Raw genomic sequence first — 16,292 nt, forward strand, 5'->3', positions numbered from 1 at the left:
GGCCGTTACTCTTCGCCGAAGCCTTCCCGGACCATCGTTGCCAGCGAAGCCAGAGCGGCTTCCGCGCCGTCGCCCGAGCAGGTGATCTCGATAGTATCGCCCTTGGCCGCGCCGAGCATCATCAGGCCCAGGATCGAGCCGCCCGATGCGGATGCCCCGTCCTTGGAGACCGTGACGCTCACACTCGGCGGCAATTCGCCGACATGGTTCACGAACTTGGCGCTGGCCCGGGCATGGAGCCCGCGTTTGTTGACGATGAGCACCGCTTCACGGCAATCGATCATGCATCCTGTCCCAGGTACTCGCTGGCAATCGTAATGTAATTGCGTCCAGCATCACGCGCGGCGGCTGCCGCTTCGCGAACAGACATGCATTCCCGCGCCTTGGCAAGCCTGATCAGCATGGGAAGGTTGATTCCGGCGATCACTTCGACTTTGCCCGCCTGCATCAGCGAGATGGCAAGATTCGAGGGGGTGCCGCCGAACAGGTCGGTCAGGATGATGACGCCGGCGCCGCTGTCGACGCGCGAAATGGCTTCGGCGATCTCGCTGCGGCGGCGCTCCATGTCGTCGTTGGGGCCGATGCAAACGGTCGCCACGTCAGCCTGGTCGCCGACCACGTGTTCCATGGCGTGAACGAATTCCTCGGCGAGATTGCCGTGGGTGACCAGAATCATACCGATCATGTCTGGAGAGCGCTCCGAAATTCCTGCGACTGCACCCGGTAGTTCAATTCATTTTTCACGCCGCAGACCCCCTTCCAGAAGATCGGCTGCTCGCGAGCCCAGGTTGCGGTGCAGCAATGTGGGCGAAAAACCTGCCTCGCGCAAGGCCAGTGCGATTTGCTCCGCAGTGAAAACGGAACGGTGTCTTCCTCCGGTACAACCGAATGCAATGTGGACATAGGCCTTGCCCTGCGCGCGGTAGCGCGGAAGCAGCAGAAGAAGGAGGTCCCGGATGCGGGTAAATGCTTCATCAAAGGCGGGATCTTTGCGGATATAGTCCCCGACGGGCGCATCCTGACCTGTCTGTGGGCGCAATTCCGGGTCCCAGTGCGGGTTGTCCAGAAACCGCATGTCGAAGACCAGATCGGCGACCGGCGGCATGCCGCGCGAGAAGCCGAAACTCGATACGGTGACCGTCATCGCCTCGCCGGTTGCAGGTGCGAAACGTTCGCGAATCACGCGCTGCAGATCGTTGGAGGTGAACTCGCTGGTGTCGATCAGCAGTTCGGCCCAGCGCCGCAGCGGAGCCATGACTTCGCGTTCGGCGCGAATACCGGTGGCGACGGGAGCGTCCGACGCCAGCGCGTGCCGGCGGCGGGTTTCGTTATAGCGGCGTTCGAGTTCCTGGCTGGAGCAATCGAGGAACAGGGTGTTGAGTTCGATGTCCTCGCGGCCTTTCAGCGCCTTCACCTGCGAGATCACGCGTGCCGGATCGAAACCGCGGGTGCGCGAATCGAAACCGATGGCGAGCGGCGTGGTGCTGGCCGGGTCGGCCTCGGGCGTGCTTTCCAGAAGGCCGTCGAGCAGGCGGATCGGGAAGTTGTCGACGATTTCCCAGCCCAGATCCTCCAGCACGCGCAGCGCCGTGGTCTTGCCTGCACCCAGCATGCCGGTGACGAGCAGCACGCGCTGCTTGTTGGACCCGTTTTCGTTGTTGCCTGACATGTCCTGCATTGGCGCCTGTTTGGGCCTGCGGGTCGCGAATTGAAAGGGGGGCGTTTCAGAATTGTAAGCCGTATTGGTCTAAAGCCAGTTCCACCTTGAGGGCAGGGGGGCACTCCTGCGGCCAGAGGCGCACCATGGGAACGGCAATCCCGGTTAGCACGGCCTGCTCAGGCTTTTCGATATAGCGAGGGGCACCGGGATCGAGCGTGACAATGAGCGCTACCGGCGCATTCTCGCGGCAGGGGAACGGCAGCAGGCCGAGATTGCGCACTTCGATCAGGCCGTGCGTATTGGGGTGCGGACTGGCAATGAGGCGCCCGTTCTCGGCTGCGAGCATCACACTGTCGTCACCGATCAGTTCGGCACCGCGGTCGATGAGAGCAAGGGCGAGGCTGGATTTTCCGGTGCCGGGCGCTCCTTCGATCAAGACGCCTCTGCCGTCGATGGCGATGCATCCGGCCTGCCGGGCCACAGGAGGTGCGGGTACGGTCATTCGTCGTCCTGCCAGACCGGTAGCGACATGACGAGGCGGGCGCCCGCCGCGCCGTCGTTGCGGTCTGTGGCGGTCAGCTTGCCGAAGTGGGCATCGACAATGGTGCGCGCGATGGCGAGGCCGAGCCCCGAATGCTTGCCGAATTCCTCGCTCGAGGGCCGCAGCGAGTGGAAGCGTTCGAAGATGCGCTCGCGCGCGCTTTCGGGAATGCCGGGGCCATGGTCCGAGACGGCGATCTTCACCCGCTCGCCATCCGACGTGAGCGTGACGTCGATCGGGCTGCCCTCGGGCGAGAAGGACACGGCGTTATCGAGCAGGTTCTGCAGGACACGCTCGAGCCGGGCGGGATCGCCGGGCACGACAAGCTCGCCGCTGCCTTCGCGCACGATCGATACCCTGCAGGTCCCGTTGACGCCGCGATGATCGCGCTCGCTGACCAGCGCCTGCACGAGGCCCAGCATGTCGACCGGCTCGAATGTCGTGCGGCTGAGCTGGGCATCGATCCGGCTCGCATCGGCGATCTCGGTCACGAGAAAGTCGATCCGGCGGACATCGTCGTTGGCGATGCGGATCAGTTGTTGTCGTAGCTCGGGCTTTTCGACTCGGTCGAGGCTTTCGAGCGCGCTGCGTAGCGAAGTGAGCGGGTTCTTGAGTTCGTGGGCGACGTCCGCGGCGAAGCTTTCCACGGCGTCGATACGCTGGCGCAGGGCGCCGCTCATGTCGGATACGGCGCGGGCAAGCAGGCCGATCTCATCGCGCCGGTCAGGCAGGCGGGGAACGACTACGCTGCGGTCGCGGCCGAGCCGCACACGTACGGCGGCGCGCACGATCCGGCGCAGGGGCTCGACGATAGTGCGGGCAAGGAACAGCGAGAGCAGCACCGAGACGATCAGCGCGGCGCTGACGATGATCGCCAGCGTCTGGCGCGCCATGCGCACGTTCTCGGTAATGTCGCGGGCATTGCGGGTGACGAGCAGCGAGGCGCCTTCGCTGCCCACAGGTGTGGCGGCAATGATCACGGGCGTTTGATCGGGCGCGGCCTTGTGGCTGACGAGCGTCATGCGCTGTGCCAGCGCGCCGGCCAGTTCCGGCCATGCTTTGGCGTTGGTATCGGTGGGGTCGTGATAGGCAGGGATTTCCGGCGCGCCGAGCAGGAAATTCATGCCTCTGTCGAGCATGCGCGCCGCATCCTGATACCAGGGCTCGGTGGCGGGATCGATCAGGCGATAGGAGGGCGGGCCGAGTTCGAAACTGTCGGCAATCAGGTTTCCGTCGGGCGCGAAGAGCCTTAACCGAAGTTGCTGCTCGGACGCGATGCGCGTCATCAGAGCGAGCCGGCTCTGATCGCGCTCCCCGGCCAGGGCGGCTGCGGTAATGTCGGCTTCGGATTTGGCGAGACGATAGCGCTCGGCCAGCAGTTCGCGGCGATAGCTGTCGATGTAGAACAGGCTGCCGGCAAGCAGGGCGAGGGCGATGATGTTGACGGCCAGGATGCGCGTCGTCAGCGAGACGCGCCAGGGCAGGCCGAGCCTTGCGGCCAGTCCCGTTCCCAGCTGCCTGAGTGGTGCCAGCTTCCGATTGTCAGCCATCGGTGAAGGAATAGCCGGCGCCGTAGAGCGTATCGATGGCGCTGAATTCGGGATCGACCGCGCGGAACTTGCGGCGCAGACGCTTTATGTGACTGTCTATCGTGCGGTCGTCGACATAGATGTCTTCGTTGTAGGCCGCGTCCATGAGCTGGTTGCGGCTTTTGACGACGCCGGGCCGCACCGCCATCGCTTCGAGAATGAGAAACTCGGTCACCGTGAGTGAAACGGGCTCATCGTTCCAGGTGACCTGATGGCGTGCCGGATCGAGGCGCAGTCGGCCGCGCACGACCGGTTCGGGCACGTTCGCCGTCTCGGTCGTTTCCGCGGTGCTGCGCGGCAGATCGCTGCGGCGCAGGATCGCGCGAATGCGGGCAACGAGCAGCCGCTGGCTGAAGGGCTTGGTGATATAGTCGTCCGCGCCCATTGCCAGCCCGAGCGCCTCGTCCGGTTCCTCGTCCTTCGACGTCAGGAAAATGACCGGCAGGCTCGACTTCTCGCGCAGGGCCTTGAGCAGGTGCAGGCCGTCCATGCGCGGCATCTTGATGTCGAAGATCGCGAGGTCCGGCGGATTTTCCAGCAGGGCCTTCAGCGCCGTCTCGCCATCGGCATAGACACGCGTGGCAAAACCTTCCGCCTGCAGGCCGATGGATACCGTGGTCAGGATATTGCGGTCGTCATCCACAAGGGCAATGGTCTGCTGGCGCGGTTCAGAGGCGCCATTCGTCTCTTCGGGAGAGGCCGGGGGCGTCGGGACATCGACCATGAGCGAGCGGACATTCCCTTCACTTGTTCGGGGGAACCGTGCCTAGCGACTGGCGTGAAGCATGACAATGATTGCGAAATATCGTCCCGGAATGCGTCTTCATGTCCGGTAAAGGTTTTAATCTCGGCCAATTTGACGGAAAAGGGGGCGTAGACTATGCGCGACGCGATTCTTGAAACTCACGAGGATTGCAGATGTGTTGGCCGGGTAGGGCACCGGTGCAACACTCTATTGGAGGAGATGACATTGACCGCTTCCCTTAGCTTCCCGCTCGAAAACCAGGGCATTAAAACTTCGGCGCAGATTTTCGCCAACCTCGGTACCGCGCCGCTGGTCGAGCAGGCTGTCACCAACGGGGAGGGGATGCTTTCTGCAGACGGTCCTTTCGTCGTTGCCACCGGTAAGCACACCGGCCGTTCGGCAAAGGACAAGTTCATCGTCAAGGACGCCGAAACGGAAAACACCGTTTGGTGGGGCAAGACCAACGTGTCGATGACGCCGGAACACTTTGCCGCACTCAAGGAAGATTTCCTTGCTGCCGTCGCGAAGCAGGACAAGCTCTATGTGGCCGACCTGTTCGGCGGTTCGCAGCCCGAGCACCGCGTCAATGTTCGCGTGATCAACGAGTTCGCCTGGCATAACCTGTTCATTCGCACGCTGCTGGTGCGGCCGACGGCGGAAGAGCTGACGGGCTTCGAGCCCGAATACACCATCATCGACCTCCCGAGCTTCCGCGCCGACCCGCTGCGCCACGGCTGCCGCGGCGAAACCGTGATTGCGGTCAACTTCACCGAGAAGCTGATCCTGATCGGCGGCACCGCCTATGCGGGCGAGATGAAGAAGTCGGTCTTCGGCATTCTCAACTACCTGCTGCCGCCCAAGGGCGTGATGCCGATGCACTGCTCGGCCAACATCGGCCCCGATGGCGACACCGCCGTGTTCTTCGGCCTCTCGGGCACCGGCAAGACCACGCTTTCGGCCGACGCCAGCCGCACTCTGATCGGTGACGACGAGCATGGCTGGTCGGACACCGCCGTGTTCAACTTCGAAGGCGGTTGCTACGCCAAGATGATCCGTCTCTCGGAAGAAGCAGAGCCGGAAATCTTCGCGACAACCCGACGTTTCGGCACCGTTCTCGAGAACGTGGTGATCGATCCGGAAACCCGCAAGATCGACCTCGACGACAACTCGCTGGCCGAAAACAGCCGCGGTTCGTACCCGATCGACTTCATTCCGAATTGCTCGAAGCACAACCTCGGCCCGGTTCCGCAGAACATCATCTTCCTGACGGCCGACGCTTATGGCGTGCTGCCTCCGATCGCGCGTCTGACGCCCGATCAGGCGATGTATCACTTCCTCTCGGGCTACACCGCACGCGTTGCCGGTACCGAGATCGGCGTGACGGAGCCGGAAGCGACTTTCTCGACGTGCTTCGGTGCGCCGTTTATGCCGCGCAACCCCACCGTCTACGGTAACCTGCTCAAGGAGCGTATCGCCAAGGGCGGCGTCAAATGCTGGCTGGTCAACACCGGCTGGTCGGGCGGCAAGGCCACGATGGAAGGCATCAAGCGCATGCCGATCAAGGCCACTCGCGCGCTGCTCAACGCCGCGCTCGACGGCAGCCTCAACAACGCCGAGTTCAAGGAAGATCCGAACTTCGGTTTCGAGGTCCCGGTTGCCGTGGAAGGCGTCGACAGCAAGCTGCTCGATCCGCGCGGTGCCTGGGCCGATCCGGCCGAGTACGACAAGACCGCGCAGACGCTGGTGAAGGCCTTCATCGAGAACTTCGAACAGTTCGAAGCGCACGTTGACGAAGGCGTACGCAAGGCCGCTCCTGTCTCGGCCTGAGACTGGCGCCTGAGCGAATGAAACAGGGGTCTCCGAAGTTCGCTTCCGGGACCCTTTGTTTTGTCACGAACCGCGTCCATGGTGTGTGCACAACTATAAGGAGCTACCCATATGGGACTATTCGACGGCATTCTGGGCCAGGTCAGCGAACACGCGGACGTAGGTAACCTTGCCAGTCAGCTGGGTATCGATCCGGCCATGGCGGAAAAGGCCATTGCCGCGCTGGGTATCGCCCACCAGCAGGAAGGCGATACCGCGCAGCTTGCGGCGAAGAAAACCGGTATCGATCTCGCGCTCATCCAGCAGATCATCGCGGCCATCGGCGGCGAAGGCTCGCTGTCGCAGTTCGCCAACCAGATCGCCTCGGACCCCTCGCAGATCACCAAACTGCTCGATCGCGACGGTGACGGCAGCGCCGTCGATGATCTGACAGACATGGCCAAGGGCTTCTTCGGCAAGAGCTGAGCCCGGCGCAGCCGCGCCGTTTTATCGAACTGCCGGGCCTCGGGCATCTGCCGCAACTGGAAGATGCCCAGGCCGTGTTGCAGGCCGTCCTGCCGGTGCTGGACGACCTGCTGACGCGTTCGAACTAGCCTTTTGTGGCCGCGATGTAGGCGGTGATGTTGCCTTCCAGCACGTCCAGCGGCACGTTGCCGCCATTAACGACGGCCTGGTCGAAATCGCGCAGGTCGTAGGCCTGGCCCAGTTCCGCGATCGCGCGTGCACGCTGGCGGTTGATCTGGTTGTGGCCCATCTTGTAGCCGCAGGCCTGACCTGGCCATGAGCAGTAGCGGTCGACTTCGTTGACCACTTCCTCGCGCTTATTGCCGTTCTTCTCCATGAAGAAGCGTACTGCCTGCTCGCGCGTCCAGCCCTTCGAGTGCAATCCCGTATCGACGACCATGCGGCACGCGCGGAAAGCGATGGATTGCAGGTATCCGAGCTGGCCGACCGGGTTGCCGTCGTAGGCGCCGAGTTCGTCGGCGAGCTGCTCGCCGTAGAGTGCCCAGCCTTCCGAATAGGCATTGAACGCCAGGATCGAACGGATCAGCGGCAGGCGGTTGGCATATTCGCCCTGCCATACGTGACCGGGGATCGCCTCGTGATGGACCAGCGTGGGCAGGTCGTACTTGCGGTGCAGATCGGTGGTGCGCAGGTTGATCCACATCTTGCCGGGGATCGTGCCGTCCTTCGAACCCGCGCCGCCATAAGCGGTCGGCGCACCGGGTTCCTCGGACAGCGGCAGACGGCGCACCTGCACATTGCCCGGCACCAGCGTGCGGAAGGCGCGCGGCATCTGCGCGCGGACCCAGTCGATGCGATGCTGGATGAAGGAGAGGATCTCCTTGCGGCCCGGATCGCCTTCGGGGAACATGAAGCGCGGGTCCTTGCCCAGCGCGGTCATGCGCTCGCCCACGGTTCCCTTGGTATAGCCGAGCCCCTTGAGGATCGGATCCATGCGGCCGTGCAGTTCCGCAAGCTGTTCCTGCCCCAGCTGGTGAATCTCGTCGGCGGGGACGCGCGTGGTCGTGCTGGCCTGCAGCGCCCAGTTGTAGAACTCGCTGCCATGCGGCCGATCGCGCATGCCGGGATCGCCGGTGGCGAGGCCGCGTTGGCGTTGCAGTTCGGCAAGCTGGCGTTCGAGCGCGGGCACGATCTCCTCGGAGACGACTTCCTGCGCATCCTTTTCCCATGTCCCGGGAATGTCGCTCGTGCGCTTCACCAGCGACTTGACCAGACCGCCGCCGTTGTCGCGGGCATCGGCAATGGTACTGGTCATCTGCGCGATGGCGCGGTCCAGCAGGAAGTCGGGCGCGATCAGGCCCTGTCCGGCAGCGCTCTGCATCCGCTCGAGTTCGCCATCGAGCTGCTCGTCCATCTGGCCGAGACGCGCGATGTAGGCATCGGCATCCTCGGCATCGTGCACGGGGTGCTCGGCATCGAGGAAGCGCGGCGTGTCGAGATAGGCGCCGACGTTCTGGATGACGACATAAGGCGTGTTGCGCCAGCTACCGACCGCGACGTCGCCATAGGGCTGCGCGAAGCCTTCGAGCGACGTTGAATAGGCGCTCTTCACAACCTCGAAGCTGGTGCGTGTGGCGTGGTCGAAAGCCGAAGTATCGATGGCTTCTACTCGCGCAAGATCCTCGCGCAGCGTTTCGGCGAGCGCCTGAATACCGGCCGGCGAACGGTCTTCCAGACGATAGCGCATCCATTTGTGCGGGCCGGTATCGATACCGAGGCCGGTAGCGCCGCCTGGCGAATGTTCGAGGTAGCGCCAGGCTATGTCGTCGAGCAGCGCAGCACCGGCCCCATCGGCAGCAGGGGTAGTTGCGCCGCTGGCGGGATACAAGAACGGCTTGGCCAGTCCGCCGAAGGCAGCGCCGGCGGTTCCTGCAGCGAGAAGGTTGAGGGCTTTGCGCCGGGAAAAAGGGCGGCGCGGGTCGAGATTGGAAGGGGGGGATGTGTCTTGCATGGCGAAACGATGGCGAGGCGATCGCGGCAAGTCAAACCCGCTCGCACACGTCCCCACACTGCGCTAGAGGCGTGGCATGAACATCGCGCTTTCCCTGCTCGTGCTGACGGCCGTCGCCCTGGTTCTGGGCGGAATTTTCCTCTGGAATCGCGAGGGCTATCGCAAGCAGGCGGTATTGATGCTGGTGCTGGCGGCTGTCATGGCAGGTAATGTCCTGATCCTGACCCTGCCGACGCCGGAGGGAAAGTCGCTGTCCGGCGAAGTGCAAAAGGAACAGGCGCCGGAGTAGGCCTCCGACGCCTGCGTGATTCCAGCGCTGCAATGTGGCCGGCTTACTTGATCGGGCAGTCCGGCGACAGGCGCATGTCGAGGTAATTGTCGACCGAGCGCATGAGGTCTTCGGTTTCATGCTCGAAGAAGTGGTTGGCGCGCGGAACCTCGTCGTGATGAATGGTGATGTGCTTCTGCGTGCGCAGCTTGTCGACCAGCTTCTGGACGGCATTGGGCGTGACCACGGTATCGGCGGTACCCTGGATGATGATGCCCGAAGCCGGGCAGGGCGCCAGGAAGCTGAAGTCGTACATGTTGGCCGGCGGGGCGATCGAGATGAAGCCGCGGATTTCCGGGCGGCGCATCAGCAGCTGCATACCGATCAGCGCGCCGAAGGAATAGCCTGCGATCCAGGTGGTCTGGGCCTCGGGATGGATCGACTGCACCCAGTCAAGCGCGGACGCCGCATCGGACAATTCACCGATTCCGTTGTCGAAGCTGCCCTGGCTGCGGCCGACGCCGCGGAAATTGAAGCGCAGAGTCGCAAAGCCGCGGTTGACGAACGTCTTGTACAGGTGCTGGGTGATCCGGTCATTCATCGTGCCGCCCGCCTGCGGATGCGGATGAAGGATCATCGCAACCGGTGCACGGGGACGCGGAGCGGGCTGGAACCGGCCTTCGAGGCGACCTTCGGGACCGGGAAAAATGACTGCGGGCATGTGTTTTCTGGCCTGACCTGTTGAAACTCCCGCCCTGCGGCGGCGATCGCGAACGCCTGACGCGGTGCGGGAGTGGAAAAGGGAAGGGACGCTATATAGAAATATTTGCTCTGAACACAATGTTGCAAGCTATGCCAAACGACCGGATTTACCTTGATTATGCGGCCACGACGCCGCTCTTGCACGCAGCGCGCGAGGCATGGCTGGAAGGCGCTGCCCTCTGGGCCAACCCGTCGAGCCCGCATGCACCGGGCCGTGCGGCCCGCGCAGCGCTCGAAGATGCCCGCGCGCGGGTAAAGGCTACGCTGGGGTGGGAAGGCGAAGTTGTGTTCACATCGGGCGCGAGCGAGGCGTTGGCTCTTGCAATTGGCCGCAGCAAGGTTGCGCTGCAGGCGGTTTCGGCGGTCGAGCACGATGCCGTGCTGCGGCTTGCCGGTGACGTCTCGCGTCTGCCGGTCGATGCCAGAGGGCGTGTGTTGCCGAAAAGTGCGGCGCTGGAGGGGCTCGTCGCAGTTCAGCAGGTCAACAGCGAGACCGGTGTCGTGCAGGATCTGCCGGCTATCGCAGAAGCCGTGCGGTCTGCCGGTGGTGTGCTTCTGGCCGATTGCGCGCAAGGGGCAGGCAAGCGAGCGCTTCCCGATGCCGACATGATCGTGCTCTCCGCGCATAAGTTCGGCGGGCCCATCGGTATCGGTGCACTGCTCGTGCGCGACTGGAATCTGCTCCACCCGACCGGCGGGCAGGAGCGCGGCTATCGGGCGGGGACGGAAAACGTGCCGGGGGCTCTGGCCATGGTGGCGGCGCTGGAAGCGGGGTCTGACTGGACCGCCGAGGCGGCACGGTTGCGGGCCCTTCTGGACCAGGCTGTGACGGAAGCAGGCGGCGAACTCGTCGCAGCCAATGCGGATCGCATCGCGACCATCGCCAGCTACCGCATGCCCGGCAAGTCGGCCAATGCCCAGCTGATCCGCTTCGATGCCATGGGGATCGCCGTATCCGCAGGCAGCGCATGTTCGTCCGGTTCGCTCAAGACCAGCCATGTCCTTGAGGCGATGGCCTATCCGCATCCGGCAGAAGTGATCCGCGTGTCCATCGGCCGCGAGACGACCGAAGCGGAAATCGACCGCTTCGTTGCAGCCTGGCAGCAGATCGCCGGGATCAAGGTTCAGGCATGATCTATCTCGACTATCAGGCTACTACTCCGCTGGCCCCCGAAGCGCGCGAGGCCATGCTGCCCTGGCTGGGCGGCCCGGGGACCGCCGGGTTTGCCAATCCGCATAGCCCGCACCGGCCCGGTCGGGTTGCTGCAGCGGCGGTGGAAGTGGCGCGCGAACAGGTCGCGGCGCTCCTGCCGCCGGGCGGACGCGTGGTGTTTACCTCCGGCGCCACCGAAGCGATCAATCTGGCGATGGCGGGCAGCGGTGCTTCGCGTTTCGCCGTGTCGGCCATCGAACATGCGGCGGTGCTCGATACGGCACAGGCGCTCGATCCCGCCGTGCAGATACTTCCCGTCGATGGGGACGGGCTGGTCGACCCTCAAGTCGAGTGGGCCAAGGGTACCGGCCTGGTGGCTGTCATGCAGGTCAACAACGAAATCGGGACGATCCAGCCGGTCGAGGCCCTGGCAGAGCGGGCGCACGAAGCCGGAGCGCTGTTCCTGTGCGATGCAGTCCAGGGCGCAGGCAAATTGGCCCCGCCGGGTAATGCCGACATAATCGCCATTTCAGCGCACAAGCTCTACGGCCCCAAGGGCATCGGTGCGCTGTGGGTGCGCGACGGGCTTGATCTCAAACCGCTGATCCATGGCGGCGGGCAGGAGCAAGGGTTGCGCTCGGGTACGCTGAGCCCCGCGCTTTGCGCAGGGTTCGGTGCAGCCGCAGCGCTCGCGAAGGAACGTATGGACGCCGATGCCGCAATGGTCGAAGGGCTGTGGCAGCAGGCGCGGGATAAACTGTCTCGCTGGACGCTCAATGGCTCGGCGACCCGGCGCTGGCACGGCAATCTAAACGTGCGGCTGGAGGGGCTCGATGTTGCTCGGCTTATGTCCGACTTGCGTGACCTCGCCTTTTCGGCAGGCTCCGCCTGCGCCAGTGGCTCGGGCCGGCCCAGTCACGTGTTGCGGGCACTCGGCCTGTCGGACAAGGCGGCGAAAGCCTCTATCCGTTTGGGATTTGGGAGATATAGTGACCCGGGGGAACTAGAGGATGCCTGCGCGAAAATAGATGCCGCCGCGGCGGCGCAGGGAGTCTGATTTGTTAAACGTGCTTTTTGTGACAGCGAAAGGGGAGAAGGTTACGGCGCAGGCCGAACCGGGAGCCCGTTTGCTGGAAGTAGCGCAATCCGCGGGGATGCCGCTGGAGGGGACGTGCGAGGGCCAGATGGCCTGCTCGACCTGCCACGTCATTGTCGCGCCCGACTGGTTTGCCAAGCTGCCCGAAGCCTCGATGGAGGAAGAGGACATGCTCGATCTCGCCGCGGGGGTGGCGCGGACCAGCCGCCTGTCATGCCAGATCGAACTGACCCCGGATCTCGATGGCATCGAGGTGCGGATTCCGGGCGTCTCCCGCGACATGCAGATCGGCTGATCCACGCGAAAGCCGGACCGGCGGAGGGCAGCCGGTCCGACCAAGAAGCATCAGGCCGCTTCGGCCATTTCCTTTACCGCGGCGATCATCGCGTTGGAAAAGGCTGGAATATCGTCCGGCTTGCGGCTGGTGATCACGTTACCGTCGACGACGACTTCCTTGTCGACCACTTCGGCGCCGGCATTGCGCAGATCAGTGCGGATCGAGGGCCAGCCGGTAAGCGTACGCCCCTTTGCCACGCCTGCTTCCACCAGCAGCCACGGGCCGTGACAGATCGCCGCGACCGGCTTGCCAGCTTCGACGAAGGTGCGCACCAGATCCACGGCGGTGGTGTTCATGCGCAGTATATCCGGGTTCATCTGGCCGCCGGGCAGCACGAGACCGTCGAATTCGGTGGCCTTCACGTCATCCAGCGTCATGTCGACCTTGACCGCATCACCCCAGTCGGTGTGCTTCCAACCCTTTATCTCGCCGCTTTCCGGGCTCGCCACGACGGTTTCGATACCAGCGTTCCGGAGAGCGTCGCGCGGACCGGTGAGTTCCGACTGCTCGAAACCGTTGGTGGCGACGATGAGTACGCGCTTGGGCATGGTGTTCTCCTTTGTGATTTGCTTTCACATAAGGAATGAATGGCGGAAAACTTCGGTTCCAACCGTTCCGCTCGGGCCGTCGCGTTGCTAGGGCTATCCGGCCATGGTGACCACGACCGACGACGATTCCGATCCTTTTGACGCCATTGTCGATGCGCCTTTCGACGCCGCTCTTTCGGAGCGGTACCTCGTTTACGCATTGTCCACGATTACAGCGCGTTCGCTGCCAGATCTCAGAGATGGTCTGAAGCCCGTTCACCGGCGCCTGCTCTGGGCGATGCGCCAGCTCAAGCTCGATCCCGGCAGCGCCTACAAGAAATCCGCCCGCGTCGTCGGCGACGTTATCGGTAAATACCACCCGCATGGCGACGCCTCGGTCTACGATGCGATGGTCCGCCTCGCGCAGAACTTCTCGCTGCGCTATCCGCTGGTGCAGGGGCAGGGCAACTTCGGCAATATCGACGGCGATAACGCGGCCGCCTACCGCTACACCGAAGCGCGGCTGACCAAGACGGCCATCCAGCTCATGGCCGGGCTCGACGAAGGCACGGTCGATTTCATTCCGACTTATAATGGCGAGGAAAGCGAGCCGGACATCTTCCCCGGCCTGTTCCCGAACCTGCTCGCCAATGGCGCCACCGGCATCGCCGTGGGCATGGCCACCTCTATTCCCAGCCACAATGTCGCCGAGATTATCGATGCGACGCTGCTGCTTATCGACAATCCGCACACCGAACACCCGCAGCTGATGGAAGTGTTCAAGGGACCAGACTTCGCAACCGGCGGCCTCGTGGTCGACAGCCCGGAGGCGATCTCGCAGGCCTATGAGACCGGCAAGGGCGCCTTCCGCATGCGCGGGCGGTTCTCGACCGGGCGCGACGAGGCCGGGAACTGGGAAGAGACGGGTGTCGAGAAGCTCGGCGGCGGGCAATGGCAGCTCGTCGTGTCGGAAATCCCCTACATGCTCGCAAAGGGCAAGCTGATCGAGCAGATCGCGCAGCTCATCGGCGACAAGAAGCTGCCTATCCTCGAGGATATCCGCGACGAGAGCGATGAGCAGATCCGCATCGTCCTTGTTCCCAAGAGCCGCAATGTCGATCCGGAACTGCTGAAGGAAAGCCTTTACCGGCTGACCGACCTCGAAAGCAGGTTCAGTCTCAACCTCAATGTGCTGGATTCGCACCGGACTCCCGGCGTGATGGGCCTCAAGCTGCTGCTGCAGGAATGGGTCTATTGCCAGATCGACATCCTGCTGCGCCGCACGCGCCACCGGCTCGACAAGATCGCCTCGCGGCTGGAGCTCGTCGAAGGCTACATCATTGCCTATCTCAACCTCGACCGGATCATTGAGATCATCCGCACCGAGGACGAGCCCAAGCCGATTATGATGGCCGAATTCAACCTCACTGACCGGCAGGCCGAGGCCATTCTCAACATGCGCCTGCGCTCCTTGCGCAAGCTGGAGGAGATGGAACTGCGGCAGGAACACGCGGAGCTGCTGAAGGAACAGGAGGAGCTGCAGAAGCTGCTCGACAGCCCGGCCCGCCAGCGCACCCGGCTCAAGCGCGACCTGACGACGCTGCGCAAGGACTACGCCGAGACCACGGAGCTGGGCCGCCGCCGCACGACAATTGCGCAGGCCAAGCCGACAGTCGAATTCTCGATGGATGCGATGATCGAGAAGGAGCCGATCACGGTCATCCTCTCGCAGCGCGGCTGGATCCGCGCCGCCAAGGGGCATGTGCCGCTGGACGGCGATTTCAAGTTCAAGGAAGGCGACGGCCCGGCCTTCGCTTTCCATGCGCAGACGACCGACAAGATCCTCATCGCGCTGGATAATGGCCGCTTCTATACGCTCGGGGGCGACAAACTGCCGGGCGCGCGCGGTTTCGGTGAGCCGATCCGCACGATGGTCGACATCGATTCAGACGTGCAGATCGTCGCTGCCATGCCGCACAAGCCCAAGGCGCAGCTGCTGCTAGCTTCGAACGTCGGGCGTGGCTTCGCCGTGGAATCCGATGAGATCCTGGCCGAGACGCGCAAGGGCAAGGCAGTCATGTCGACCAAGCCTGGCGTGCGGCTTGTGATCGTGCGCGAAATTCCGCCCGAGCACGATCACGTCGCGGTGGTAGGCGATAACCGCAAGCTGGTGATCTTTAGCTTGGAGGAACTGCCGGTCCTCGCCAAGGGGCAGGGCGTCACCCTGCAGCGCTACCGCGACGGCGGCATGTCCGACGTCACGACGTTCAAGCTGGAAGAGGGGCTGTCCTGGACCATGGGCGGGGATACCGGTCGCACGCGTACCGAGAAGGACATGGTGATGTGGAAGGTTGCCCGCGGCGCTGCCGGGCGCTTGCCGCCGAACGGCTTCCCGAGGGACAACAAGTTTTAAGCCTGATTTCCTCCCCCTCGATGGGGGGAGGGATAGGGAGGCTTGGCAGCTTGTCTGCCTGGCCGAAGTTGGGTGGGGTGGGTTCGGCGGCTCGCTGCATCACCCCTTCCAACTGCGCCTAGGTTCGCTGCGCTCGCCAAGGCTTCGTATCCTTTCCCCATCAAGGGGGAAGGCGAAAAGCTCGACACGAATGGGACGCCGGTTATCCGGTACTCGGTCTCAGGCCTCTTCCACCGGCTGCGGATGATGGGGCACGAGGATCAGCGTCTTGCCCTCCACTCTCCAGCTAGCGAGCCGTGAGAGCAGGTTCATGCCGATGACATTGGCATCGCCGAGACCCGGCGCGACGACGGCATCCAGATCGCGCGCGACGATGTTGCCCATACGCAGCTCGTCGATCGTGCCGAGCTGCGCGCGGATCGTGCCGTTGGCGGTGCGCATCATCACCGAGCGGTTCATCGGGTTTTGCCGGATCTCTGCGTCACTGGCGGTGCGCGGCGAGAGGGCTGTCAGGGTGGCACCGGTGTCGACAAGGAAATCGCGTTCCACCCCGTTTACCGCCGCGCGGATCCAGAAGTGGCCGTCGGCCTGCATCGGGACGCGCGTTTCGGCGCCCTCCACGCTCTGGCGGGGCATGCCGAGTTGCGGCAGCGCGAGGTCGTTACCCGTGGTGAAGCGCGTCACCTGTGCAATGGTTAGCAGCAATGCCGCCAGCAGGCCGAGATTGCCCACACCGCGCAGAAATCCGCCGAGGATAGGGGCGCCGCGCCGCATCATGCCGCCGAGCACGGTCACGAAGATTGCCGCTATGGCCAGCGCCAGCAGCGGCTGTTCGGCGAGGTAGGCCATTATTTCCGAGAAATTCATGTACGGTTTCTAGCAAAGCCCAGATTGATCG

At 63.8% G+C, this 16,292-nt stretch carries 17 protein-coding genes; 7 read left to right on the forward strand and 10 right to left on the reverse strand.

The window, feature by feature from the left end; translation table 11 throughout:
* Positions 1 to 5 precede the first annotated feature (5 nt).
* The 6 genes from IEX64_RS08495 to IEX64_RS08520 are packed head-to-tail and all read right to left on the reverse strand — an operon-like array spanning position 6 to position 4,514.
* Positions 6 to 284, reverse strand: coding sequence for an HPr family phosphocarrier protein (locus IEX64_RS08495; RefSeq protein ID WP_188819232.1), 279 nt, complete (start codon positions 282 to 284; stop codon positions 6 to 8).
* On the reverse strand, positions 281 to 685 hold the full coding sequence (locus IEX64_RS08500; RefSeq protein WP_188819233.1) for a PTS sugar transporter subunit IIA: 405 nt from the start codon (positions 683 to 685) through the stop codon (positions 281 to 283). Before IEX64_RS08500 ends, IEX64_RS08495 begins: the two co-directional genes overlap by 4 nt.
* Before the next feature lie 48 nt (positions 686 to 733).
* Positions 734 to 1,669 (reverse strand): RNase adapter RapZ, encoded by a 936-nt coding sequence (gene rapZ / locus IEX64_RS08505; protein WP_229710156.1) that lies wholly within the window; start codon positions 1,667 to 1,669, stop codon positions 734 to 736.
* Between the two features lie 55 nt (positions 1,670 to 1,724).
* Positions 1,725 to 2,162 carry an HPr kinase/phosphorylase gene (locus IEX64_RS08510; protein ID WP_188819235.1) on the reverse strand — a complete coding sequence of 146 codons (438 nt, stop codon included), beginning with the start codon at positions 2,160 to 2,162 and terminating at the stop codon, positions 1,725 to 1,727.
* A complete protein-coding gene (locus IEX64_RS08515) occupies positions 2,159 to 3,751 on the reverse strand; it encodes a sensor histidine kinase (RefSeq protein ID WP_188819236.1) in 1,593 nt (530 codons plus the stop codon). The genes IEX64_RS08510 and IEX64_RS08515 overlap by 4 nt, the downstream gene beginning before the upstream one ends.
* On the reverse strand, positions 3,744 to 4,514 hold the full coding sequence (locus IEX64_RS08520) for a response regulator transcription factor (RefSeq protein WP_188819237.1): 771 nt from the start codon (positions 4,512 to 4,514) through the stop codon (positions 3,744 to 3,746). Before IEX64_RS08520 ends, IEX64_RS08515 begins: the two co-directional genes overlap by 8 nt.
* A 240-nt stretch (positions 4,515 to 4,754) precedes the next feature.
* Here IEX64_RS08520 and IEX64_RS08525 point away from each other — a divergent pair, with 240 nt between their 5' ends.
* Together IEX64_RS08525 and IEX64_RS08530 are read left to right on the forward strand one after the other, a co-directional pair.
* A complete protein-coding gene (locus IEX64_RS08525) occupies positions 4,755 to 6,362 on the forward strand; it encodes a phosphoenolpyruvate carboxykinase (protein ID WP_188819238.1) in 1,608 nt (535 codons plus the stop codon).
* A 111-nt stretch (positions 6,363 to 6,473) separates the two neighbouring features.
* Entirely contained in the window at positions 6,474 to 6,827 is a 354-nt protein-coding gene (locus tag IEX64_RS08530) for a hypothetical protein (protein ID WP_188819239.1), read from the forward strand.
* A 124-nt stretch (positions 6,828 to 6,951) separates the two neighbouring features.
* Here the strand turns inward: IEX64_RS08530 and IEX64_RS08535 are convergent, their stop codons facing one another.
* Positions 6,952 to 8,838, reverse strand: coding sequence for a DUF885 domain-containing protein (locus tag IEX64_RS08535; RefSeq protein ID WP_188819240.1), 1,887 nt, complete (start codon positions 8,836 to 8,838; stop codon positions 6,952 to 6,954).
* 76 nt (positions 8,839 to 8,914) lie between these two features.
* On the opposite strand from IEX64_RS08535, the gene IEX64_RS08540 reads away from it, so the two are divergent.
* Positions 8,915 to 9,127 (forward strand): hypothetical protein, encoded by a 213-nt coding sequence (locus IEX64_RS08540; RefSeq protein WP_188819241.1) that lies wholly within the window; start codon positions 8,915 to 8,917, stop codon positions 9,125 to 9,127.
* Between the two features lie 43 nt (positions 9,128 to 9,170).
* On the opposite strand, the gene IEX64_RS08545 is transcribed toward IEX64_RS08540, so the two are convergent.
* Positions 9,171 to 9,827 (reverse strand): alpha/beta hydrolase, encoded by a 657-nt coding sequence (locus IEX64_RS08545; RefSeq protein ID WP_188819242.1) that lies wholly within the window; start codon positions 9,825 to 9,827, stop codon positions 9,171 to 9,173.
* 131 nt (positions 9,828 to 9,958) lie between these two features.
* Here IEX64_RS08545 and IEX64_RS08550 point away from each other — a divergent pair, with 131 nt between their 5' ends.
* The 3 genes from IEX64_RS08550 to IEX64_RS08560 are packed head-to-tail and all read left to right on the forward strand — an operon-like array spanning position 9,959 to position 12,412.
* Entirely contained in the window at positions 9,959 to 11,002 is a 1,044-nt protein-coding gene (locus tag IEX64_RS08550) for a cysteine desulfurase family protein (RefSeq protein WP_188819243.1), read from the forward strand.
* On the forward strand, positions 10,999 to 12,078 hold the full coding sequence (locus IEX64_RS08555; RefSeq protein WP_188819244.1) for a cysteine desulfurase family protein: 1,080 nt from the start codon (positions 10,999 to 11,001) through the stop codon (positions 12,076 to 12,078). The genes IEX64_RS08550 and IEX64_RS08555 overlap by 4 nt, the downstream gene beginning before the upstream one ends.
* A 1-nt stretch (position 12,079) precedes the next feature.
* Positions 12,080 to 12,412, forward strand: a complete 333-nt coding sequence (locus tag IEX64_RS08560; RefSeq protein ID WP_229710157.1) for a 2Fe-2S iron-sulfur cluster-binding protein — start codon at positions 12,080 to 12,082, stop codon at positions 12,410 to 12,412.
* 50 nt (positions 12,413 to 12,462) lie between these two features.
* Here IEX64_RS08560 and IEX64_RS08565 read toward each other — a convergent pair whose 3' ends face one another.
* Positions 12,463 to 13,002 (reverse strand): type 1 glutamine amidotransferase domain-containing protein, encoded by a 540-nt coding sequence (locus IEX64_RS08565; RefSeq protein ID WP_188819246.1) that lies wholly within the window; start codon positions 13,000 to 13,002, stop codon positions 12,463 to 12,465.
* Positions 13,003 to 13,105: 103 nt separating this feature from the next.
* Here IEX64_RS08565 and parC point away from each other — a divergent pair, with 103 nt between their 5' ends.
* Positions 13,106 to 15,394 carry a DNA topoisomerase IV subunit A gene (parC, locus tag IEX64_RS08570; protein ID WP_188819247.1) on the forward strand — a complete coding sequence of 763 codons (2,289 nt, stop codon included), beginning with the start codon at positions 13,106 to 13,108 and terminating at the stop codon, positions 15,392 to 15,394.
* Between the two features lie 219 nt (positions 15,395 to 15,613).
* Here parC and IEX64_RS08575 read toward each other — a convergent pair whose 3' ends face one another.
* Positions 15,614 to 16,261 (reverse strand): retropepsin-like aspartic protease family protein, encoded by a 648-nt coding sequence (locus IEX64_RS08575; protein ID WP_188819248.1) that lies wholly within the window; start codon positions 16,259 to 16,261, stop codon positions 15,614 to 15,616.
* Between the last annotated feature and the right edge of the window lie 31 nt (positions 16,262 to 16,292).

This window comes from Novosphingobium indicum (genome assembly GCF_014645195.1).
GTDB classification, from domain to species: domain Bacteria; phylum Pseudomonadota; class Alphaproteobacteria; order Sphingomonadales; family Sphingomonadaceae; genus Novosphingobium; species Novosphingobium indicum.